This window comes from Bradyrhizobium sp. LTSP885, assembly GCF_000938305.1.
Taxonomy (GTDB): Bacteria; Pseudomonadota; Alphaproteobacteria; order Rhizobiales; family Xanthobacteraceae; genus Bradyrhizobium.
This window is the reverse complement of the sequence record NZ_JYMT01000016.1, coordinates 41,445-63,836: the sequence shown is the minus strand read 5'-3', so window position 1 is coordinate 63,836 and position 22,392 is coordinate 41,445. Positions and strand designations below refer to the sequence as shown.

Below are 22,392 nucleotides of genomic sequence, written 5' to 3'. Positions count from 1 at the left end.
TCTATCGCCGATTACATGCGGCTGCGGCAGATCTGTCTGGTGGCGCCGCAGCTCGCGCCCGTGATCTCGGACATGTCAGCGATCATGGGCCTCGATGTCTGCTACCGCGACGGCAACGTGGCGAAATACGGCCTCGAGAACGCGCTGCTCCCGGTCGACACCATCCTGCTGGAAGTGGTCGCGCCGTTCGAGCCGGGGCCGGGCACCGCGGCTGGCCGCTTCATCGAGAAAACCGGCGGCCGCGGCGGCTACATGGCGATCTTCGCTTGCGAGGATCCTGACGCGCGCGGCGCCAAGGCCAATGCCATCGGCGTGCGCACGGCGAACGTGATCACGCATGCGCCGTATCACGGCGTGCAACTACATCCGCGCGATTGCCGCGCCGCCTTCATTGAGTTCAACCACACCGATGGCAGCGACGACATCCTCGGTCCGTATCCGCCGGCCGGTCCGGACTGGCAGAACTCAATCCGCAAGGACACGACCCTGGCGCTGACCGAGGTCGAGATGCAGAGCCCCGAGCCGCTGGCGCTGGCGGCGCATTGGGGCAGGATACTCGGCGTTGCCGCCGATGGAGCTATCGTGAAGTTGCCGAACAGCAGCTTCCGCTTCGTCAAGGGCGAGGCCGAGATCATGAGCGGATTGACGTTCAAGGTGGCCGACAAGGCGAAGGTGCTGGATGCGGCGAAGGCGAGGGGCGCCGCCGTGTCGGGCGATGAATTCTTTCTCTGCGGCGTGACGTTTAAGCTGACGGCGTGACTTCGTAGCCCGGATGCAGCGCAGCGAAATCCGGGACCGCGCTCTCCGCGGATAGATCGCCCCCCGGATTGCGCTTCGCTTCATCCGGGCTACAAGAAGAAAAGACAAGGGAACGCGCCCATGCCGCATCCGCTCGATTCCTTCTTCGCGCCCGCAAGCATCGCGCTGATCGGCGCCTCGCGCGATCATGAGAAGATTCCCGGGCGGCTGCTCGCGATGCTGCGCAAGAACGGCTATCCCGGACGACTCTATCCGATCAATCCAAACTATGACGAAATCGACGGGCTCACATGCCACAAGTCGGTCGCCGATATCGGCGCGCCGATCGACCTTGCGGTGATCGTGATTCCGGCTCGCGCGGTGCTGTCGGCGCTGGAGCAGTGCGCGGCCGCCGGCGTCAAGAATGCTGTCATCATCTCGTCCGGATTCGCCGAGGAGGGCGGCGACAGCGCTGACATGCAGGATGCGATCGTGGCGCTGGCGAAACGGACGGGGATGCGGATCTCCGGGCCGAATGCGGAAGGGTTTTACAGCCAGGTGCAGAAGGTCGCCGCGACCTTCAGCCCGACCGTCGACGTCAAGCCAGGCGCGGTGCCGCTCATCGCCACGAAACGGCGGATCGGCATCGTGGCGCAGAGCGGCGGCATCGGCTTTGCGATCTACCACCGCGCCAAGGCGCTCGGTATCGCGCTCTCTTACGTCGTCAGTGCCGGCAATGAGAGCGATCTCGGCGCCGGCGAATTTCTTGACTACATGGTGCAGGATCCGTCGACCGACGTGATCCTGCTGTTCATCGAGGGTATCAGGGACGTCGACAAGTTCCTCTCTGCAGCGAAGCGCGCCGCCGAGATCAAGAAGCCGGTGATCGTGATCAAGGTCGGCCGCTCCGGCGCCGGCGAGCGTGCCGCGGCCTCGCACACCGCCAGCATGGCCGGCTGGTCGGCGGCCTATGACGCGGTGTTCGCCAAATACGGTTTCATCGTCTCGAATGATCTCGACGAGGCGGTGACTATCGCGGCGCTGTTGACGACTAATCCGTTGCCGAAGGGCGACCGCGTCGCGGTGCTGACGGTCTCCGGCGGCGCCGGCATCTGGGGCGCGGACACCGTGTCGATGCAGGGCCTGCGGGTGCCGGAGCTCTCGTCACAGATCCAGGACAAGATCAAGCAATGGATGCCGTCCTACGGCGCGGCGGGCAATCCGGTCGACGTCACCGCGCAGGGCGTCTCCTCTGGCGGTCTGCAGAAGAGTATCGAGCTGTTCGATGCGTCGGACGAGGTCGATGCTGTTCTCGTCGTGCTGTCGCTGTCGAGCGAGGTGCGGATGCCGTTCAAGGAGGCCGAGCTGAAGCCGCTGATCGTCGCGCAGAACAAGCCAGTCGTGTTCTATTCCTACACGCTGCCCTCGCAATTCGCGCGGCAGGAGTTCGCGAAATCCGGCGCGGTGTTGCTCTCGGGGCTGACCCATGTCGGCGTCGCGATGCGGCGGATCGCCGATTACGCAAAATTCAGGCTGGCGCCGGAGGCGGAGAGCGCGGCATCGCCGATGCGCGATCTCTCGGCGCATCTCACGTCAAAGACGTTGTCCGAATTCGACAGCAAGTCGCTGCTGCGCACTGCCGGCATCGCGCTGCCGGACGAGGTTCTGGTCACTGACCGCAACGGGCTCGATGCCGCGATCGCGCGGGTCGGATTTCCGCTGGTTATGAAGATCCAGTCGCCCGAGATCGCGCACAAGAGCGAGGTCGGCGGCGTCAGCGTCAATATCACGGCCAAGGGCGAGGCGTTCACGGCCTATCGGGACATGCTGGAGGCCGTACAGAAGCGCCGGCCGCAGGCCACGATCCAGGGCGTGCTGGTCGGGCCGATGGCGAAGAAGGGCGTCGAGATCATTGTCGGCACAATGACGGACAAGACGTTCGGGCCGATGGTGATGGTGGGGCTCGGCGGCATCACCACGGAGCTGTTTAGGGATGTGGCCTATCGTCCCGCGCCGGTCAGTGCTGCGGAGGCATCCGCGATGCTGGAGACGCTGAAGGCCGCGCCGTTGCTGCAGGGCTTCCGCGGCGCGCCGAAGGCGGATGTTGCGGCGCTGGCCAAGTTGATTTCGGATATCTCGGTGCTCGCAGCGCGGCACGCGCGCGAGATCGCCGAGATCGAGGTCAATCCGGTGCTGGTGCACGCTGAAGGGCAGGGCGTCACCATCGTTGATGCGCTGGTGGTGCCGAAGTAACCCTCTCCCCTTGTGGGAGAGGGTGGCTTCGCAAAGCGAAGCCGGGTGAGGGGTGTCTCTCCACACGGATAAATCTCGCAAGCGGAGAGATACCCCTCATCCGGCGCTTCGCGCCACCTTCTCCCACAATGGGAGAAGAGCGCTTACCGCCCCTTGAAATTCGCCACGCGACGCTCGGAGGTCGCCTTGACGCCTTCCTTGAAGTCTTCGGTCGCGCGCAGCTTGGTCTGCTCGGCCAGCTCATGGTTGGTTGCGGCGAGCACGCGGTCGGCGAGGCCGGCGCGCATCGTGGCGCGGGTCGAGACCAGGCCGAGCGGCGAGCATTCGGCGATCTCCTGCGCGAGCTTCATTGCTTCGGCGCGGACCTGGTCCTGCGGCACCAGCACATTGGCGAGGCCCCAGCGATAGGCTTCCTCGCCGGTGACTCGGCGGCTGGTGTAGAACATCAGCTCGGCGTTGTTCTTGCCGATCAGCTCAGGCAGCGTCGCGGTGAGGCCAAAGCCCGGATGGAAGCCGAGTTTTGTAAAATTCGCCGCGAAGCGCGCCTCGGGGCAGGCGACGCGGAAGTCAGCGGAGACCGCAAGACCGAGACCGCCACCGATCGCGGCGCCATGGATCGCGGCGACGATCGGCTTCTTGTTGCGGAAGATGCGGACCGCCTGAACGTAGAGATGATTGATCGGCAGGTTCGAGGCCGGATCGGTCTTGGCACGGTCTTCCTGCTCCTGGCGGGCTGGATCGCCGAAATTGGCGCCGGCGCAGAACGCCTTGCCTTGCGCTGCGAGCACGGAGCTGCGGATCTCGATATTGTTGTCGATCTCCTCCAGCGCGTCGGCGATCTGGTTGATCAGCGCGACGTCGAAGAAATTCAGCGGCGGCTTGCGAAGCTCGATCAGGCCGACATGGCCGTGGGTCTCGACGCCGATATCCGTATACTTGGTCATGATGTGTCCTCGTTGAATTAGCGCAGGCCCAACCCGCGGGCGATGATGCCGCGCAGCACCTCGGTGGTGCCGCCCTGGATCGTCAGCTTGGGTGCGGTCTTGATGGCGAAATCGAGCTGCTTCTCCAGCGTCTCGCGATTGGTCGCGGTCTCCTCGACGAAGGCTGCGAGATCGCGGACGCGATGCGGCAGCTGCTGCTCCCACACCGTGCCGATGTCCTTGACGATCGAGGCCTCCACCACCGGCTCCTTGCCGGCCTGCAGCATGCCGGCCACCGACACCGACATGCGGCGCATGGTGTGGACCTGCGCCACCAGGCGGCCGATGCCCTCGGCGCTGCGGGTGTCCGGGTTCTTGCCGACGGCGCGGACCAGCTCGGTCAGCACGTAGTAGGTCTCGAGGAAGCGCTCGGGACCGGAGCGTTCATAGGCGAGCTCGGATGTCGCCTGCTTCCAGGCGCCGTCGATTTCACCCAGCATGTGATCGTCGGGCACGAAGTAATCGGTGAACACCACTTCGTTGAACTCGAACTGCCCGGTGATCTGGCCGATCGGATTCACCTTTATGCCGGGCTGCTTCATCTTGACCAGGAACTGGGTCAAGCCGTGGCGGCGATTTTCCTTGGTCGGCGGCGACGTCCGGAAGATCGCGATCATGTAGTCGGCGATATGCGCCGACGAGGTCCAGATCTTGGTGCCGTTGATCAGATAGCCGCCGTCGGTCTTGGTCGCGCGCGTCTTCGCCGCGAACAGGTCGGAGCCGGAGTTCGGCTCGCTCATGCCGATGGCAAAGCAGACCTCGCCGCGACAGATCCGCGGCAGGATGTCCATCTTGATGTGCTCGGGCGCGTATTTCAAAAGCACCGGCCCGCTCTGGCGGTCGGCGACGAAGAAGCGCCGGGTCGGCGCGTTCGCCACCCGCATCTCCTCGGTGACCACGTAGCGTTCGAGGAACGAGCGTTCCTGGCCGCCATATTTCTTCGGCCAGGTCATGCCGAGCCAACCCTTGGCACCGACACGGCGCGAGAACTCCGGCGCGTCATTGTCTTCGCGGTTGGGTGAATGGGGATCGAAGGTGCCGGCGGCGATTTCCTCGGCGAGGAAGACGCGCACCTCCTTGCGGAGCTGCTCGCATTTCTCCGGCAGGCGGATCGGATCGAAACGAAGGGCTGCGGTCATGATGTCTCTGTCCTGATCTCAGCGCGAGGCTACCAGGGGCCACAATTCATCGGCGCCGCGTTCGGCGACGCGCTTGCCGAGCTCGACCGCCCAGTAGCTCTCGGAGCCGTAATCGTCGCGCCAGGCCAGCGCGCGCAGCGAGTAGCGATGCAGGATGTGCTCGTTGGTGAAGCCGATCGCGCCATGCACCTGGTGCGCGATTCCGCTGCCCTTTTCGGCGGCTTCCGCGCAACGGATCTTTGCAGACGCCGCTTCGAGGAACACCGCGTCGTTGAACGATGTTGCATGCACGATGGCGTCGGCGGCCGAGGTGGCGGCGGCCAGTGCCGCTGCGGACTCGCCGGCGAGACGGGCGAGGTTGTGCTGCACCGCCTGGAATTTGGAGATCTTCTTCTCGAAGGCGACGCGCTCATTGGAATAGCGCACCGAAATATCCAGCATCGATTCCAGCGCGCCCGCGATCTGCAACGAACGCACGACGCCGCCCATCAGCATCAGCGCGGTCTGATCGAAGCCGTCAGGCGCCGGCCTGATCGCGGCCGGCTGCACGTGATCGAGCGTCACGGTATCGCTATGATCGCCACCGAGGCCGATGCCGGCTTCGATCCGGCATTTTGACACGTCGACCAGCGCGATCGAAAGGCCGCCATTGCCGCTCGCCAACACCGCGAAATGCTTGGCGTCTTTCGCGAACGGCACGCCGCGGGTGCGGCCGGAGAGGCTGCCGTCGGCGTTGAGTGTGATGCGGTCCTTCGGACTTGCCGGCACCACCGTCATCTCGCCCCCGGGGGAGGCGATCTTCGCCTTCGCGAGCAGCCAGCCGGCCAGCATGGTTTCGGCCAAGGGAACAGCGATGGCGTGGCGGCCGGCGACGTTGAGAACGGCAAAACCTTCGGCGAGGCTGGCGCCGGAGCCGCCGAGATCATCATGCACCCAGGAGAGCGGCAGGCCGGCCTCGGTCAGCGCCTGCCACAGCGGCGCCTTCCACGTGCCCTGCTTGTCGTGATTGATGGTTTGCGCATCGGCGAGATCGGCGAAAATCTTGTCCGCAGTCTCGGCGACGATGTTCTCACTCTCCGCCACGGCGTTCCCTTTGTTGATTGGCTTAGGGCCGGCCCGTTCGGCCTGACCCCGCATGCAGGCTTTTCTTGCGCTCAATGATGCGGAAAAGCCATAGCCCTGACAAGCGTGGCCCGCAGGGCGATCTGCGACGGCGGCATGCAAGCAGCCATCATGCGAACAGCCTTGCGGCCAATAAATTCCGCAGTGCGGATTTCGCGGATTTTCAGGGACGGATCTGCGCGATATGGTATGCCACCGCCGGAATTCATTTGGCTCACAAGAACAAAGGAAACGCAGATGTTGAAGGATGGTTTGTGCGCGATCGTAACGGGGTCTGCATCGGGTCTTGGTGCCGCCACCGCGCAAATCCTCGCCAAAGAGGGCTCGCGCATCATCGTCAACTATTCCAATAGCAAGGCGGAAGCCGAAGCGACCGCCGAGCTTCTCCGCAAGCAGGGCGCCGAGGTGGTCGTGGTGCAGGGTGACGTGTCGCGCGACGAGGACTGCAAGAAGATCGCGGCAGCCGCAGCGGGCTGGGGCCGGCTCGACGTGCTCATCAACAATGCCGGCACCACCAAGCATGTGCCGCATCACGATCTCGACGGTCTGACCGCGGAAGATTTTCAGCGCATCTATGCCGTCAACACCATCGGCCCGTTCCAGATGGTCCGCGCCGCGCGTCACCTGCTCGAGGCCGGTGCGAAGGCCTCGGGGCGGCCGGCGGCGGTGGTGAACATCTCCTCGGTCGCAGGCATTTCCGGCGGCGGCTCGTCGGTTGCGTATGCCGCGAGCAAGGGCGCGCTCAACACCATGACGCAGTCTTTGGCGCGCGCGCTGGCGCCGCTGATCCGCGTCAACACCGTGTGCCCCGGCTATATCGATACGCCCTGGTTCACCAAGGGTCGCGGCGTTGATGGCGCCAAGCAGGTGCGCGATGCGGTGGTTGCGCGGGTGCCGCTGAAGGTCGCATCAACGGCGGAAGATATCGCCAACCTCGTTTGCTTCCTGGCGAGCCCGGCGTCGAGCAACATGACCGGCGAGTTCGTCCGCATGGACGCTGGCATGCACTTGCTTCAGTGAACTCGGCCGCGTCATTCCGGGGCGTAAGCATCGAACCCGGAATCTCGAGATTCCCCGATGCGCAATTGCGCATCTGAGGTTCGATGCTTACGCATCGCCCCGGGATGACGGCCTACGCCGTCACTTGTTCATATCCGGGATCACCCGCGCTGCGACCAGCCGGTTCCAGATGAACAGCACCACCAGCGCGCCGACCGTGGCGGTGATGAAGCCGGCGCCCTGCTCGGGTCCGTAATGGCCGATCGCCTGGCCGATGAAGGTCGCGAGGAACGCGCCGACGATGCCGATGATGGTGGTGAGGATGAAGCCGCTCGGATTGTTCGGTCCCGGCGACAACAGCCGCGCGATGATGCCGGCGACAAAGCCGATGATGATGACCCTGATCATGTCTGTCCTCCTCCGATAAAACCAACGCCGCAGTCAAAGCCTGCCGGACACTTCATCGCCGCTGGGCAGCCGCCCGTCCGGCGTCAGATGATTGATAGCGTCGGGCAGATACTGGCTCAGGCCCTGCAGCAGATCGTCGCGCGATAGGCCGCTCTGCGAGGCCAGCGAGTTGATCTGGTCGGCGCCGAGCGCGTTGGCGAGATCACCAGGCGCGATCGCCTTGTTGGGACCGTTGCTGACCCAGGAATTGGCCGCGTCGCCATGGCCTTTCTGCTGGAGCTGGTTGAGCAGATCGCCGAGGCCGCCGCTCAGCACGGAGCCGGCTGCGCCGCCGGCGAGCAGTCCGCCCAGGCCGCCCTTGAGGAGATCGCCGAGGCCGCCGCCGCTCAAACCGCCGGGCAGGCCCGCGGTCACGTTACCCGGGAGCTGCGGCGCCTGTGCCGGTGTCGGCGCTGGGGCACCCGGCTGGTCGCCGGTGAAATGCTTGACCGCTTTCCAGGCGAGCAGCGCCATGATCGCCATCGTCATCGGCGACATTCCGCTACCGCTGCCGGACTGTGCGCTAGGCGAGCTCGGACCGCGCGGGCCGTTCTGCATGCCGTTGAGTACGTCGAGTAGTCCCATGATCGTCTCCTGCCGCAACCGCAACCATGCCCCGCGGGAGAAACATAGCTGCGGCAAATGACGGTTACAAGGCGTGGCCCGGGGCGTGGGGCACGCCCGGGGGCGCGGGCGCGTTCAATGGGCAACCGGCACAAGGTCTGCTATCGGACTCTGATGAACGGATATTCAGGCGAGATGAGCCAGGATCGGCTGATCGGCATTGCGGGGGCCGGCAGCATCGGCTGCTTCGTCGGCGGCATGCTGGCCGCCTCCGGCCGCCGCGTTGCGCTGCTGGCGCGGCCGCGGCTGATCCAGGAGATCACCGCCAACGGCCTGCGGGTCACCGATGTCGACGGCGCGGCGCAGACGGTTGCCGCTGATCACCTCACGCTGTCGGACGATCCGTCGATCTTTGCCAACGCGCAGACGGTGCTGGTCACGGTGAAGAGCGCTGATACGCGCGAGATGGCCGATCTCATCGCGCGCCACGCGCCTCCTGACGTCGTGGTCGTCAGCCTGCAGAACGGCGTCGGCAATGTGCCGCTGTTGCGCGACCGGCTGCCGGGAAGGCCCGTGCTCGGCGGCATGGTGCCGTTCAACGTGGTCGCGCTCGGCGGCGGCCGCTTCCATCGCTCGACCTCGGGCGACATCGTGATCGCGCAGGACGATGCCGGCACCGCCGCAAAGCTGTCGGCCCCGGGCCTTGCGATGCGCGCGACTGACAAAATCGACGGCGTGCAGTGGGGCAAGCTGATCGTCAATCTCAACAACGCGCTCAATGCGCTGTCGAACATTCCGTTGCGGCAACAACTCGCGCAGCGCGGTTGGCGAAAATTGTTCGCCGACCAGATGCTGGAGGGGCTGGCTGCGATCCGTGCCGAGGGCATCGTGCCGGTGTCGCCGACACCGCTTCCCTCGACCTGGATGCCGGCGTTGCTGCGGCTGCCGGATGCGATCTTCGAGCTGCTGCTCGGCCGCACCATGAAGATCGATCCCGAGGCGCGCTCCTCGATGTGGGAGGATCTGCAGCGCGGCCGCCGCACCGAGGTCGACTATCTGCAGGGCGTGATCACCGATATCGCCGAGCGGCGCGGACTGGATGCGCCGTTGTCGCGGCGTATCATTCAGCTGATCCGGCAGGCGGAAGCCGATGGCAAGGGCTCGCCCGGACTGACACCGGAGCAGATCCGCGCGGCGTGATGGCTTGAAATGGCGCCGATCGCCGATCAACGTTCACCGACATAGGGGGAGACATCATGAAGCGGTTTGTCCTCGCATTCGCCCTTGTGCTCGGCCTCGCCGCGACGGCAAGCGCCGCCGACTATGCCGGCGCCATCAGCGCCTATCGGCGCGCCCACGGCATGCCTTCGGTGAAGCTCGATGCGAAGCTGAACGCGACGGCGTTGACGCAGGCGCAGGCGATGTCAGCGACCGGATCGGTCAGCCACTCCGCGGGCGGCAGCTTCTTCACGCGCGTGGCGCCGTTGAAGAAGCAGCGCGCGGCCGAGAATATCGGCGCCGGCTACATCGCCTTCGCCGAGATGCTGAAGCAGTGGGAGGAGTCGGCCGGTCATCGCGAGAACCTGTTGATGCCGGGCGCCAAGCGCGTCGGCGTGGCCTATGTCGACAATCCGAAGTCGCCGTACCGCAGATTCTGGGCGATGGTGATTACCGACTGAGGCGGAGAGATCAGCCGCGCTTCGCTGTCTTGGCCGGTGTCGACGGCTGTGAGGTGAACAGTTTCTTGAGATCGTCGAGACTCTGCGACAGGCGCGGCCATTCGCATGAGAATGAGTTCTTCGCGCACTGCGCGGCCCTGATGCGCGCGGCCTGCTTGACCGGGCTTGCGACCGGAACGGGGACTTTCTCGGTGTCGCTGCGCAGCGTGACCTGCTCGATTTGCCGCGGCGGTTGCTGCTGCGGTTCTTGCTGCTTTTGCTGAAGCTGCTTGGCGTTGAACGCCGCCACGATGCTGGAGCGGCGCTCCTTCTCGAGATAGACGGTATATTCCTGATCGATCGCCTTCTGCTCGTCCGGCGTCGGATTGGGACCCGCGATGTCGAAAGTGCGGTCCTGCATGAAGTCGTAATAGCCGTAGCCGCCGCCGGGCTTGCGGCGTCCGGCGAACTTGGCGTTGCAATCGGCAAGTTGCGCGGTCTTGTCTTCCTTGGTCTTCGCCTTCTCGGCGAGATCGGCGCAATCCTCAAAATCCTTCGGCGCACTCCGCCACCATTGCGCGTACGCGCTCACGGGCGCCAGCACGACGCAGGCGACAAATGCGGCAATAGCCAATACCGACGATCGTGACGATATCACGGACATTCAGACAAACTCGAACGACACAGATTTAGCCGATTGTTGCCATTTTGACGGCGCTTGTCACCCCGGAACCTGATGATTTCGGGAACCTCGCGATGGCTATCTTATTCGCTGTGTCGGATGGAACACAGCGTGTGCCTGGAATATTTGAAGGATTCTTGTGCTGATGCCGTCGGCCGCGTGGCATTCCCGAACAATTCGCATCGAATCGTTCATTTCACCTTGTGCAGCAGCGCCACAAGTTCCGCCTGCCGGTGCGTGCCGGTTCTCTGGAAGATCGTCTTGAGCTGATTGCGTGCGGTCGACACCGCGACGCCGATCTCGCGTGCGGCGTCCTCGACCGAATCGCCGCGTGCCAGCATGGCGGCGAGGCGCGCTTGCGCCGGTGTCAGCTCGAAGATCGTGGCCAGAAGATTTGGGTCGAAGGCGGTGCTCCCCTCGAGATCGCGGATCGAAAGGATGGCGCGCGCGCCGAGGAATGGCGAGCGCGCCGCGGGTGGTACCGGCTGCATCTGGATCACGATCGGCCGCTTGTCGATCCGTCGCATCACGATCGGTGATGACGGTACTGTCAGCAAATCCGACGTGTGGTCCAGTTGATCGATCAGTCTGGTCAGGTCGGCATTGGCCTGCCGGTCGCGCAGCGTGAGGCGATTGTTGCGGATCGCAAGGTCCGGGCCGAGGCAGGCTTCGGCCTGGCTGTTCATGCCGATGACGGTGCCGAAGCGGCCGACGGCGATGGCCGCGATCTGGATCAGGTCGAGCGCATTGGTAACGCCTGTGAGTGCGGAGCGGCCGACGACGGTGGACAGCGTCGCGGCCTCCGTGAGCCGCGCCGACACGCGTGAGAGCGCCTTGACCTCGTCGGCATCGAACATGCCTTCCTTCGGCGAGCGCTGGATCGTCAGCGCCCATAAGGCTGAGCCGGCACGGAAGCCAACGCCAGCAAACCATTTCAGCCCGAACTCGCCAAGCGTCGCGTAGAGCGGATCGCGCAGCATCTCGGTTTCGGACTCGAACAGGTCAGCGTCGGTGATGACGTCAGCGCCGGCAAGCAGGCGCGGCACCCCACGCGCGGCGCGGATGTCGGTGAGATGCAGGTTGCTGGGGAAGTAGGTCTTGGTGAAATAGTCGGAGATCGAGTCCGTGCGCGGGATGTCTTCGGTGCGGATATCGCTCTGGAGCATCGCGGCCCCGGTCGCACCGACGGCGGCGCAGACCTCGTCCATGAAGGACGGCCAGCCCGTCGGATCGAGAACGACGTCTCCGAGGCGCGCAGTCACATCGTCAAGCTTGCGCAGGTCGACCACGGCTCAGCCTCCGCCCAATGCAATAGCTCGTTGTTTTGCGACACGAAACCTGCCGCACCGGCTTGCGCACGCTACCGTGCTTAAGAAAGCAGGAGCCATGCGACTTGCAAGCAAAATCGACGACGCGCTCCGGGACGGTGAGGTGACGTCCGGGAATTCACGGGAAACGTCCTCGAAATCTGGCGGTCGAGCCAGTTGGCGCGGCCTGGCCGCGCATCAACGATCAGGCTGGATGATAATCTTTGTGTGACGTTCGGGATTGGCGAGATCACTGAACGCCTGCGCCACGCCGTCGAGGCCGGTGGTGGCGGTGACCATTGCTGTTACGTCGACCTTGCCCTCGGCGATCAGGCGCAGCGCCAGCGCGAATTCGTCGGGCGTGTAGGCATAGACATATTGCAGCGACAATTCCTTGAGCACGCCGAGCAGCGGTTCGGAGGTGTCGCTCGCCATGCAGACGCCGACCACGACGATGCGCGCATCGCGCGGTGCGCCCTCGAACAGCTGCTGCAGCAGTCCAGGAATGCCGACGCATTCGAAGATCAGGCCGGGCTTGAGCGGCGGCAGGAAGGCCTGGAACGGCGGCCGTGCCGCCTTCTGCTCCGGCGTCATCTCGGCATGCTCAGCCCACGCCGTGAATGGCTGGGTCTCCGCTGGATTGACCACGACGTCGGCACCCATCCTGGCGGCCAGCGCGCGCCGCGCCGGCGAATAATCCGACGCCACGATCGGATGCAGGCCACGCAGCTTCAGTCCGGCGATCACGGCGAGCCCGACCGGTCCGCAGCCGATCACCAGCGGCACCTCGTCGCCGCGGATATTGGCCTTCGCCACCGCGTGGAGGCCGACCGCGAGTGGCTCGGTCAGTGCGGCGTATTCAGGCGCGAGGCCGTTCGGCACCTCGATCATCAAGGGTTCGCTCAGCACCATCCGCTCGGCATAGCCGCCGGCGATGTCGTTGGAATAGCCGATGCCCTGCATTCCGCCGGCACCGAGCAGCACCGGGACCGAGCAGACGCGCGTGCCCTGCTTGAAGCGCTTCTGGGTGCCTGGACCGTAGTCGAGTACCTCGCAACAGAACTCGTGACCGAACACGACGTCGCGCGACAGGTCGATCGGCTTGCGGCCGGGAAAGTGCTTCATCAGTTTTGCGGTGTGTCCGGCATGCTTGCGCGCATGCAGATCGGAGCCGCAGATGCCGCAAGCCAATGTCCTGACCAGCACCTGTCCGGCTGATGGCACGGGGTCGGGGATGCTGTCGGTGACGATGTTTCCGTTCCTGAACACGGCTGCGCGCATGTCGTCTCCCTACACTGAACGCAATTTGCTTTTGTCGGCCTCGGCAAGCGCCACGCGGCAGAAGCTGGCGGCGACCGCGACGACGTCCTCGATGGCTTGCGGGTATTGCTTCGACACCCAGCGCAGCGCGATGCCGATCACGGCGCCGACCATGCCGATCGAGAGCAGCGAACCCTTGTCGCCCCGCTTCGGATCGCTCGCCGGCGGCACCAGGATGTCGCTGAAGGCGCGCAACGCATCGTGCTTGACCGCGTCGACCGCCGGGCCGATGCCGGCGATCTCCAGCAGGAACACGCGCGCGGGTTTTGGATGCTGCTTCAGCCGCGTGAAGTAGAGCGTCAGCGCCGCGCGCAATCTTGCCTCGGAATCGTCGCCCGCGGCGCCGGCTGCCGCCGCCATCTCCTCATGCAGATGGCCGACGACATGGCTGTAGGCCGCGATCAGGAGCGCCTCGCTGTTGGCGAAGGATTCGTAGAAATAGCGCTCGGTGAGTTCGGCGGCCTCGCAGATCGCCTTTACGGTGGCGCCGCGATAGCCGACCTCGCCATAGACCTCGACCGCCGCATCGATCAGCTTGAGCCGCCGCTCGGCGCGGCGTTCCTCGGCGTCCATGCCGCCATAGAGGCGGGCTTTCGGGCTGCTTGCCATGACATGGGTATTGACATGACGCGTTGTCAGATGTCAAGGTATCTGACAAGAGATGTTGTCAAATCGGGAGAGAAGCTGCATGTCCGCTGATTTCGACGTGTTGATCGTGGGCGCGGGGCTGTCGGGCATCGGCGCCGGCTATCATTTGCAGACCAATTGCCCGGATCGCAGCTACGCCATCCTCGAAGGCCGCGATTGCATCGGCGGCACCTGGGATCTGTTTCGTTATCCCGGCATCCGCTCCGACTCCGACATGTACACGCTCGGCTATTCGTTCCGGCCGTGGACCGAAGCCAAGGCGATCGCCGATGGCGCGTCGATCCTCAATTACGTGCGCGAGACCGCGAGCCTTTACGGCATCGACAAGAAGATCCGCTTCAACAGCCGCGTTATCCGCGCAGACTGGTCGTCGGCAGACTCGCAATGGACGGTCGAAATCGAGCGCGGACCTGAGAAGGCGGTCGAGCGGCTCACCTGCAATTTCCTGTTCATGTGCAGCGGCTACTACAAATACGAACATGGCTACACGCCCGATTTCCCCGGCCTCGCCGATTTCGCCGGCCGCGTCGTCCATCCGCAGCAATGGACCGACGACATTGCCTATGCCGGCAAGAAGGTCGTGGTGATCGGCAGCGGCGCAACCGCGGTGACGCTGGTGCCGGAGATGGCCAAGACCGCTGAACATGTCACGATGCTGCAGCGATCGCCGACCTATGTCGTCGCGCGTCCCGACAAGGACAAGGTCGCCGATTGGCTGCGCGCGCGGCTGCCGTCGCAACTCGCCTACGGCATCACGCGCTGGAAGAACGTGCTGTTCGGCATGTATTTCTATCGGCTCTGCAAGCGCAAACCCGATCACGTCAAGAACCTGATCCTTGGCGGCGTGCGCCAGGCGCTCGGCCCCGACTACGACATCGCCACCCACTTCACGCCGCGCTACAAGCCGTGGGATCAGCGGCTTTGCCTGGTGCCGAACGGCGATCTCTTCGACTCGCTCCGCAGCGGAAAATCGTCTGTGGTCACCGACCAGATCGAGACGTTCACGCCTGGCGGCATCAAGCTCAAGTCAGGCCAGGTGCTCGACGCCGACGTCGTGGTGACGGCGACCGGCCTCGATTTGCAGGTGCTCGGCGGCCTCGCGCTCAGTGTCGACGGCGCCCCCGTCGATCTCTCCAAGACCATGAACTACAAGGGCCTGATGTACTCGGGCGTGCCCAACCTCGCCGCCGCCTTCGGCTACACCAATGCGTCGTGGACGCTGAAATGCGACCTGACCTGCGAATATGTCTGCCGCACGCTCAACTACATGAAGGCCAACAACTACGCGCAATGCACGCCGCGGCAGAACGATCCGACCGTCACCGAAATGCCGTGGGTCGATTTCTCCTCCGGCTACGTGCAGCGCGCCGTCGAAAAATTCCCCAAGCAGGGCTCGCGCCGGCCGTGGCGGCTCTACCAGAACTACGCGCTCGACATCGTCAGCCTGAAATTCGGCTCGATGACAGACGGGGCGATCGAGTATCTGCCGGCACGTCAAGCCACAGCGGCGGCCGGTTCGGACGCCAAGCCAGCGAGGCAGGTCGCGTAGATATCGCCGAGGCCTCGCACTAATCCTCGGCGCAGGCCGTGAGCAGTTCCCGCAGCCAGACGTGGCCGGGATCGTTGTCGAAGCGTGCGTGCCAGGTCGCGTAGAGCGAGAAGCGCCCAGCGTCGAACGGCAGCGTGCAGGCGGCGAGCACGCTGGAATAGCGGGCGAGAAACCGCGCCGGCAGCGTGCAGACCAGATCGGTCGACTGCAGGATCACAGGCGCGATGCTGTAATATTGCACGGACACCCCGACGCGCCGCGTCAGGCCCTTGGCGGCCAGGATGTCGTCGACAAAGCCGCGAAAGCCGCCGCCGTCGCCGGAGATGATGACGTGCTCCAGTGAAGCATATTCCTTCAGCGACGGCCGGCGCAATCCGCGCGGATGTGCCTTGCGCTGCGCCATCATGAAGCGTTCTTCCAGCAGCGGCTTGTGCGGCATGCCGTTCGACAGCCCGTTCTTCGAGACCAGCGCGATGTCGATCTCGCCTGATTCGAGCTGGCCGGTGAGCCGCGTGAGGTCGACGGCGCGAAACGCCAAACGGGTTTTGGCCGCCCCGCTGCGACGCATCCGCTGCGCCAGCCGCGCGCCGAGCATGGCGCTGGCATTGTCATTGGCGCCGATCGAGAACGTCCGCTCCGACTGTTTCGGCTCGAAGACCGGCGGCGTCCGCACCACGTCGTCGAGCCGTTTGAGTGCGTCGCGCAGCGGCTCCCGCAGTGTGAGGGCGCAGGGCGTCAGCACCATGCCTTTTCCGGATGCCGCCGGCGTCAGCAGTTGATCGCCGAACACATCGCGCAGCCGCGCCAGTTGCGCCGATAGCGCAGGCTGGCTGAGGCCGAGCCGGGCGGCTGCGCGGGTCACGTTGCGCTCGTCGAGCATCACGCTGAGCGAGACCAGCAATGGCAGATTATGCGCGTTCATATCCATCAGGGTTATGCCTGCTATCCTATCTATCGATTTCACTTATCTCATGGCGCGGGGCATCTAGACAAGCCGGGGACGTCAAACGAAAGCAGGCCATGAATTCCTATGCGATCGGCGATGTGAAGATCCAACGGGTGACCGAGCAATGCGGCGCCGGATTTGCTCCAAATTTCCTGTTTCCGGACTGGGACCCGCGCGTGCTCGACGAGCACAAGGCGATGATGATCCCGGATTGTTTCGATGTGACCGAGGGACGCTTCATCGCCAGCATCCACACCTGGGTGCTGCGGACGCGGTACCACACCATCCTGATCGACTCCTGCGCCGGCAATCACAAAAATCGTCCGGGCCTGCCGCGCTTCCACCAGTTGAACCTGCCGTTTCTGGAGCGGCTGGCGGAGGCCGGCGTCTCGCCAGACGCGGTGGACTATGTGATGTGCACGCATCTTCATGTCGATCATTGCGGCTGGAACACGCGGCTGGTGGACGGCCGCTGGGTGCCGACCTTTCCCAATGCGAAATATGTGTTCTCGAAAGCCGAATACGATCACTGGCGCGGTCCGGCGGGGCGCGAGGGGTTCAACGCCGGTGTCTACGAGGACAGCGTGCTGCCGGTGGTCGCGAGCGGGCAGGCCGAGATCGTCGATGGCGAGGGTGAGGTCGGCGATGGTCTCACCTTCCATCCGACGCCCGGCCACAGCGTCGGTCACGTCGCGATCAAGCTTGCCAATGCGGGCTGTTGCGGATTGTTCAGTGGCGATATCATGCACCAGCCGCTGCAGGTGTTTCGGCCCGACTGGAATAGCGCCTTCTGCGAAGATCCGGCGCTTGCGCGCGCCTCACGGCGCTGGCTGCTGGAGCAGGCGGCGGACAGCGGCGCCACGGTTTTCACTGCGCATTTTGCCGTCTCGTCGGCCGGCCGTGTCACGCGCCGCGGCGACCGGTTTGACTGGCGCTTTGTTTGAGTTCTGCGAGATCACAAGGACGACCACGCCATGAGTTTATCCGATATCGTGACCGAAGAGATGATGGTGCCGAGCGATACCGCCGGCATCAGCCTGTTCGTCCGCAACAAGCGCCGCGCCGATTTGGTGCGGTTCACGCCCGGCAACACGATCCTGTTCGTGGCCGGCTCGACCTATCCGGCCTCGACCTCGTTCGACCTCAGGCTTGACGGCGTGTCCTGGATGGACCATCTCGCCGCGCGCGGCCACGACGTCTACCTCGTCGACATCAGGGGCTACGGCAATTCGACGCGTCCGCCGGAGATGGCGCAGCCGGCAAGCGACAATCCGCCGATCGTGCGGACGCCGGTTGCCGTTCGCGACATCGGCAGCGTCGCAGCCTTCATCCGCGCGCGGCGCAATCTGGCTGATATCAATCTGATTGGCTGGTCGTGGGGTACGACGATTATGTCGCGCTACACCAATGAGAACCCTGAGGCCGTGAACAAGCTGGTGCTGATCGCGCCACAATGGTTGCGAGATACGCCGAGCCTCGCCGATGCCGGCGGGTCCCTTGGGGCCTATCGCATCGTCGATCGCTCTGCCGCGAAAAGCCGCTGGCTCAACGGCGTGCCCGGCGACAAGAAAGCCGCGCTGCTGCCGGATGCCTGGTTCGAGGCCTGGGCGGATGCCACGTTCGCCTGCGGCCAGGCCGGTCCCGGTCTGTCACAATTGATGGCGCCGAACGGCACGGTGATCGACAGCCGCGAGTTCTGGGCCGCCGGCAAGCCGCTCTACGATCCGGCGGGGCTCACGGTCCCGGTGCTGATCGTGCACGGCGAGTGGGATCGCGACTGTCCGCTGGAGATGTCGCGCGCCGTGTTCGGCCAACTCACCGCCGCGCCCTACCGCCGCTGGGTCGAGATCGGCGAAGCCACCCATTCCCTGTTCCTGGAAACGAATCGCTGGCAGGTGTTCGGCGCAGTCGACCAGTTCCTGGAGGAAAACCCGCCGGATGCACGGCCGCGGTGAAAATGTCAGCCGTTTTCGATTCGGAAACGGCATCAAACCGCCGCTTCGAAGGCTTCCGATGCGGCGTCAGCTCTGCTATGGGAATGCTCGCCAGCCCTGCTGGTTCGCGGTCCCGTAGCTCAGCCGGATAGAGCGACGGTTTCCTAAACCGTAGGTCGCATGTTCGAGTCATGCCGGGATCGCCATTCTCTCGCCTCGCTGAGTTCCGACCTATTCGGCATTTGCAGTGATGCCCGAACGCCTGAGACTCGCTGTTCATTGACGTTTCGTGGGCCGCCTCGGCTGCCGTTGCAAATCGATGTCGAGCTTAGCCACCTTGTCCGCCATGCCTACATCGTCTGGAACTCCTTTGGCGCCCACGCGTACCTCCGAACTCCTTGAAGAACTCGTCGCGCAAGCACCGGACGGTCCCGTCGACCTCGAATGGCTGCTCGGTCATCTGGACAGGCGCTCGTTCGGACTTCTTCTGCTGTTGCTGGGGCTGCTGGTGATCATTCCCGGCGTCGCAACGATTGCGACGTTGGCGCTGTTGTTTCCCGCGGTCCAGATGGTGCTTGGCCGGAGCGCTCCATCGTTTCCTCGCTTCCTCTCGAAGCGGCAGTTCGATTTCAAGCGCTTCAAGCGATTTACCGTCCTCGTCCTCCCAATGCTCCAGGCGATCGAGCGCGTCAGCCGGCCTCGGTGGAACGCGCGCCGCGACGTGACGGACCGCCTCATCGGGTTGGTCGTCTTTCTGTTGGCCCTGTCCGCGGGTTGGCCGTTGCCTCTTGTGAACGTCATTCCCGGGATCGTCGTCGTCTTGATCGCGATCGCTTACCTGCAGGAAGATGGTTTGCTGTTGGTCGTAGGCCTCGCGGCCGCGCTGATGTCCTTGCTTGGTCTTGGATGGACAGTTTGGACGTCGGCAAGGGCCCTGATCGGCTGGATGGGACTCTGAGGCTCGTCGCGGCGCTCAGGCGAAGGCCGAATATCGCGATAGGCGGAAAAACGGTTCGGCTTCGAAGGTTGGATCAGTCGCCAGACGCGCGAGCCTGCGTCCGATCGCGGGCGCGAACTTCGCACCGTGTCCGGAGCAGGCCGAGCAGACGACCAGCCTGGAATCCGGCCATCGATCAATGATGAACTCCTCGCCCTGATCCGGCCGGCGATCGGCGGCGAGAGAGTTCGTGTAGAGGCAGATATCGCGATCGATGATCGGCCCCGTTGCGCCCGGCACCAGCGCGGCCAAAGCGTCACTGACCAGGCCCAGTTCGCCGTCCGTCGCCGGCGGATCCCAATCGTCGGGGCCGACCACTGGGCCGTGATTGTGAGGCGCCGCCTTGACGCCGCGCGCTTCGAAGTTTGGAAAGCCGTAGACGACATCGTTGGCGCCGCGCTCGACAATGAAAATCGGGAACCGGCCGAGCGCCACCGCCTCAGGCCTCGCGGGTCTGAACCAGCCGACCGCCTGGCGGGTCACCTTTAGCAAAGCGCCGAGCTTCGGCAGCGCGCGACCGAGCCACGGACCGAGCGCCAGGATGGCGCGTTCGGCAAAAAACGCGTCGTTCGCCGTCCGGATCGACACGCCGTCATGGCGTGGCTCGAACTGCGCCGATTGAGCGATGATGCGGTTGCCGGCTCGCGCGCGCATGATCTCCATGACGACTTCCGTCCTCAGGATGGCGCCACCGTCCTGTACGACCACGTCCCAGTCATCGGGCAGGTCAAACGCCGGAAATCTCCGGTTCGCCTCGGCCGCCGCCAAAGCGGGATCCGGATGGCCCATGGCGATGGCGGCGGCGCGCGAAGCCGCGACCATTTTGGAGCCGGGGCGGCCGGCCTCGAGCACCGGGGTCGGTGTCAGGATGGTTTGCCCGTGCGCCTCCTGAAGCCTGATCCAACCGGCATGAGCCTCGTCGCTCAGCGCGGTGTAATTGGGATTCTCGAAATTGAAGCGGCGAAATATCCGGCAGGAGCCGTGCGACGAGCCGCGATTCGCACCTGCGCCCACAGGGTCGAAACCCAGCGCATCGACGCCGGAGCTGAGCAAGGCATCCAGCGCCGCGCTTCCCATCAGGCCGAGGCCGATCACGGCGACATCGCACTTTCGCATGGGGCTCCTCCGATCCGGTCGATAACGCCGGCATTGTTGCTCCGGTTTCTTCCGAAGAGAAGACTGGGGAGTTATGGTGCGCTTAATTGTCTTTACCTGTACGATTTGCAGAGTTCCTGGTGCGGCGCCAAACGGCAACTATGTGCGCTATCACCGTAACTTAGACTTGGAAGGCATCGGTGTGTTTGGGCAACTAGATGCGCATCTTCATCGACGAGAGCGGGTCATTCAGCGGCTTTCCAGCCGGGTCGGTCAGCGTGGTGGGCGCGCTAATCATTCCCGACGTGGTGATGGACAACCTTTCCAAGAAGTACGCGAAGATCAGGGCGAACCTACCGAAAGATAACGGCGAGGTGAAGGGAAGGCTTCTCAATGAGAAGCAAGTGGACAAAGTCGTAATGCTCCTGGTCCGCAATGAAGCGCTGTTCGAGATAACCGCGCTCGATCTAGGGCTGCATAGCGAGAATGCCGCCCGGGAGTATCAGAAGAAGCTCGGTGAGCAGATGTTGGCGAAGGTACCGAATTTCCGAGCGGGCGTGCAGGCGGAAGTCAAAGGTGCCAGCGAGTACATTCTGAAGTCGCCTTTGAATCTGTTCCTCCAGGCACTGACGACGTTTGACGTACTGCACCATGTTATCGGCCGGGCTACGACATTCTTCGCGCAAAGGAAGCCGTACGAACTTGGTTCTTTCTCCTGGATCGTTGACGGAAAGGAACCTGCGAAGGTAACACGCTGGGAAGAATGGTGGGCGCATTACGCACAAGGCGCGGTCGCAACGATGTCGCAGCGCCGGCCGCCGCTAATGCTTCCGGAAGCGTTTCATGCGGGCTATTCTCGTTACGAGAAGTTCAGCAGCGGAGATGAAAGGGGCGAGAAGGGCACGTCGCTCAAATTGCTCTTGAGTGATCTCCAATTTTGCTCAGACACGCAGTATGGGCTCGAGTTCGCGGACATCGTGACGAATGCGGTTCGTCGATCGCTTACCGGAAACCTGCAGAAGGAAGGTTGGCAGAATATCCATCGCCTGATGATCCATGACAACGATGGCCCGTACATTTCGTTCGTGCTGTATCAGGAGGGTGGGGACGTTATTCACGCCGCCCCGTACACGAAGGTCGTCAACGAAGGCTTTTCAAAGAACGGTAGGCCGATGCTCACGAAGCGCAATCTCGAGCTTGCGCTGTCCACTCAAGGTGGCCTGCCTCTGATGCCGGTCTGAATTAAGGAGCTCCAATTCGGGGCTCTCCAGTCGCGGTCGAGCTGAGCTTAAGCAGCATAGCTGCGGTCATCGCTCGCTTAATTGTCACCGTAATTCCGGTGCCAAAGGACAGGCAAGAGCTGGCTGCGGAGTGCGAATAGGATGTGAGAGCCGCGGGCACCGGGCGACCGGATGCCACTGAGTTGCCCGACGTGGCAAGCGCCTGCGGCAAAAATATTTCGCTTTATCAGAAGATAAACTCGGTGTATGAATTGACCCGTCTCACCCGATGAGGGGCGAGCTCGCGATCATCACGAACGTGGTGTGAGATGCGGTGGACGCCGATTGCGCAGCTGACGAGTGCGCATGAGGCGGACGGTGAAGTCGTGCAGGCCTGACGCCCTAGTGGTAGGTGTCTCATCAGTAAGAGGCCAAATCTCTGCTGATGGCGGTGACAAAAGAGCCCAGTCTCGCCGGGGAGAGCACGTATAAGCCGTAACCCATCGCGCAGGGAAAGCCGGGTTGTTTCCGGTTACACCTGTGGTCCTACTCCCGTGCTTTTTGTTGCACGGGACCCATGGGTGCGATCGGCACCCGGCTTTCCCTGCGCCCTCTTCAAGGTGAGAGGGCAAACGAAATGCAAAGCTCGGACAAATCATGTCGCGAGAATGCGAACGCACATCCTCATCGTTGTTTTGCAATTGAAACCGAACCAACCCCGTCATCCTGAGGAGCGCGCTCTTGCGCGCGTCTCGAAGTATCGACGGCCACCAGCCGGGCCGCGCATCCTT

21 protein-coding genes and 1 tRNA gene are annotated in these 22,392 nt (G+C 63.9%); 11 read left to right on the top strand and 11 right to left on the bottom strand.

The window, feature by feature from the left end; translation table 11 throughout:
* Nucleotides 1-3 precede the first annotated feature (3 nt).
* Complete coding sequence (locus UP09_RS10510; protein ID WP_044538084.1) at nt 4-759, top strand: VOC family protein; 756 nt, start codon at nt 4-6, stop codon at nt 757-759.
* 120 nt (nt 760-879) lie between these two features.
* Nucleotides 880-2,991 (top strand): acetate--CoA ligase family protein, encoded by a 2,112-nt coding sequence (locus tag UP09_RS10505; RefSeq protein WP_044538075.1) that lies wholly within the window; start codon nt 880-882, stop codon nt 2,989-2,991.
* Nucleotides 2,992-3,134: 143 nt separating this feature from the next.
* Here the strand turns inward: UP09_RS10505 and UP09_RS10500 are convergent, their stop codons facing one another.
* Genes UP09_RS10500 through UP09_RS10490 form a run of 3 tightly spaced genes read right to left on the bottom strand, consistent with a single transcriptional unit; the run spans nt 3,135 to nt 6,196 of the window.
* On the bottom strand, nt 3,135-3,935 hold the full coding sequence (locus UP09_RS10500; RefSeq protein ID WP_044538074.1) for an enoyl-CoA hydratase/isomerase family protein: 801 nt from the start codon (nt 3,933-3,935) through the stop codon (nt 3,135-3,137).
* A gap of 17 nt (nt 3,936-3,952) precedes the next feature.
* The gene (locus tag UP09_RS10495; protein WP_044538073.1) at nt 3,953-5,113 is read right to left on the bottom strand and encodes an acyl-CoA dehydrogenase family protein; all 1,161 of its coding nucleotides are present in this window, start codon (nt 5,111-5,113) and stop codon (nt 3,953-3,955) included.
* A gap of 18 nt (nt 5,114-5,131) precedes the next feature.
* Nucleotides 5,132-6,196, bottom strand: a complete 1,065-nt coding sequence (locus UP09_RS10490) for an acyl-CoA dehydrogenase family protein (protein ID WP_044538072.1) — start codon at nt 6,194-6,196, stop codon at nt 5,132-5,134.
* A 276-nt stretch (nt 6,197-6,472) separates the two neighbouring features.
* Here UP09_RS10490 and UP09_RS10485 point away from each other — a divergent pair, with 276 nt between their 5' ends.
* On the top strand, nt 6,473-7,255 hold the full coding sequence (locus tag UP09_RS10485; protein ID WP_044538071.1) for an SDR family NAD(P)-dependent oxidoreductase: 783 nt from the start codon (nt 6,473-6,475) through the stop codon (nt 7,253-7,255).
* A gap of 120 nt (nt 7,256-7,375) precedes the next feature.
* Here UP09_RS10485 and UP09_RS10480 read toward each other — a convergent pair whose 3' ends face one another.
* Both UP09_RS10480 and UP09_RS10475 read right to left on the bottom strand, forming a co-directional pair.
* Nucleotides 7,376-7,642 (bottom strand): GlsB/YeaQ/YmgE family stress response membrane protein, encoded by a 267-nt coding sequence (locus UP09_RS10480; RefSeq protein ID WP_044538070.1) that lies wholly within the window; start codon nt 7,640-7,642, stop codon nt 7,376-7,378.
* Nucleotides 7,643-7,675: 33 nt separating this feature from the next.
* Entirely contained in the window at nt 7,676-8,266 is a 591-nt protein-coding gene (locus UP09_RS10475) for a YidB family protein (protein ID WP_044538083.1), read from the bottom strand.
* 174 nt (nt 8,267-8,440) lie between these two features.
* Here UP09_RS10475 and UP09_RS10470 point away from each other — a divergent pair, with 174 nt between their 5' ends.
* Complete coding sequence (locus UP09_RS10470; RefSeq protein WP_044538082.1) at nt 8,441-9,445, top strand: 2-dehydropantoate 2-reductase; 1,005 nt, start codon at nt 8,441-8,443, stop codon at nt 9,443-9,445.
* Nucleotides 9,446-9,501: 56 nt separating this feature from the next.
* A complete protein-coding gene (locus UP09_RS10465; RefSeq protein ID WP_044538069.1) occupies nt 9,502-9,924 on the top strand; it encodes a CAP domain-containing protein in 423 nt (140 codons plus the stop codon).
* A 10-nt stretch (nt 9,925-9,934) separates the two neighbouring features.
* On the opposite strand, the gene UP09_RS10460 is transcribed toward UP09_RS10465, so the two are convergent.
* The 4 genes from UP09_RS10460 to UP09_RS10445 all read right to left on the bottom strand — a co-directional run bounded on the left by UP09_RS10460 (nt 9,935) and on the right by UP09_RS10445 (nt 13,821).
* On the bottom strand, nt 9,935-10,567 hold the full coding sequence (locus UP09_RS10460; protein WP_044538068.1) for a hypothetical protein: 633 nt from the start codon (nt 10,565-10,567) through the stop codon (nt 9,935-9,937).
* Between the two features lie 209 nt (nt 10,568-10,776).
* Nucleotides 10,777-11,874, bottom strand: a complete 1,098-nt coding sequence (locus UP09_RS10455) for a helix-turn-helix transcriptional regulator (RefSeq protein WP_044538067.1) — start codon at nt 11,872-11,874, stop codon at nt 10,777-10,779.
* Nucleotides 11,875-12,090: 216 nt separating this feature from the next.
* Nucleotides 12,091-13,173: a zinc-binding dehydrogenase gene (locus UP09_RS10450; protein ID WP_044538066.1), complete on the bottom strand. Its 1,083-nt coding sequence runs from the start codon at nt 13,171-13,173 to the stop codon at nt 12,091-12,093.
* Nucleotides 13,174-13,182: 9 nt separating this feature from the next.
* Nucleotides 13,183-13,821, bottom strand: a complete 639-nt coding sequence (locus UP09_RS10445) for a TetR/AcrR family transcriptional regulator (protein ID WP_044538065.1) — start codon at nt 13,819-13,821, stop codon at nt 13,183-13,185.
* Nucleotides 13,822-13,900: 79 nt separating this feature from the next.
* Here UP09_RS10445 and UP09_RS10440 point away from each other — a divergent pair, with 79 nt between their 5' ends.
* Nucleotides 13,901-15,409, top strand: a complete 1,509-nt coding sequence (locus tag UP09_RS10440) for a flavin-containing monooxygenase (protein WP_052833048.1) — start codon at nt 13,901-13,903, stop codon at nt 15,407-15,409.
* Nucleotides 15,410-15,428: 19 nt separating this feature from the next.
* On the opposite strand, the gene UP09_RS10435 is transcribed toward UP09_RS10440, so the two are convergent.
* Nucleotides 15,429-16,337: a LysR family transcriptional regulator gene (locus tag UP09_RS10435; RefSeq protein WP_044538063.1), complete on the bottom strand. Its 909-nt coding sequence runs from the start codon at nt 16,335-16,337 to the stop codon at nt 15,429-15,431.
* Here UP09_RS10435 and UP09_RS10430 point away from each other — a divergent pair.
* From UP09_RS10430 to UP09_RS10415, 4 genes are all read left to right on the top strand, one after another.
* Complete coding sequence (locus tag UP09_RS10430) at nt 16,310-17,299, top strand: MBL fold metallo-hydrolase (RefSeq protein WP_245301878.1); 990 nt, start codon at nt 16,310-16,312, stop codon at nt 17,297-17,299. The genes UP09_RS10435 and UP09_RS10430 overlap by 28 nt on opposite strands.
* Before the next feature lie 30 nt (nt 17,300-17,329).
* The gene (locus UP09_RS10425; protein WP_044538061.1) at nt 17,330-18,310 is read left to right on the top strand and encodes an alpha/beta hydrolase; all 981 of its coding nucleotides are present in this window, start codon (nt 17,330-17,332) and stop codon (nt 18,308-18,310) included.
* Between the two features lie 108 nt (nt 18,311-18,418).
* Nucleotides 18,419-18,495 (top strand) — tRNA-Arg (locus UP09_RS10420).
* Between the two features lie 113 nt (nt 18,496-18,608).
* Nucleotides 18,609-19,247 carry an exopolysaccharide biosynthesis protein gene (locus UP09_RS10415; protein ID WP_082070082.1) on the top strand — a complete coding sequence of 213 codons (639 nt, stop codon included), beginning with the start codon at nt 18,609-18,611 and terminating at the stop codon, nt 19,245-19,247.
* A 15-nt stretch (nt 19,248-19,262) separates the two neighbouring features.
* Here the strand turns inward: UP09_RS10415 and UP09_RS10410 are convergent, their stop codons facing one another.
* A complete protein-coding gene (locus UP09_RS10410; RefSeq protein WP_044538060.1) occupies nt 19,263-20,402 on the bottom strand; it encodes an FAD-dependent oxidoreductase in 1,140 nt (379 codons plus the stop codon).
* Between the two features lie 197 nt (nt 20,403-20,599).
* On the opposite strand from UP09_RS10410, the gene UP09_RS10405 reads away from it, so the two are divergent.
* On the top strand, nt 20,600-21,622 hold the full coding sequence (locus tag UP09_RS10405; protein ID WP_044538059.1) for a DUF3800 domain-containing protein: 1,023 nt from the start codon (nt 20,600-20,602) through the stop codon (nt 21,620-21,622).
* The last annotated feature ends 770 nt before the right edge of the window (nt 21,623-22,392 follow it).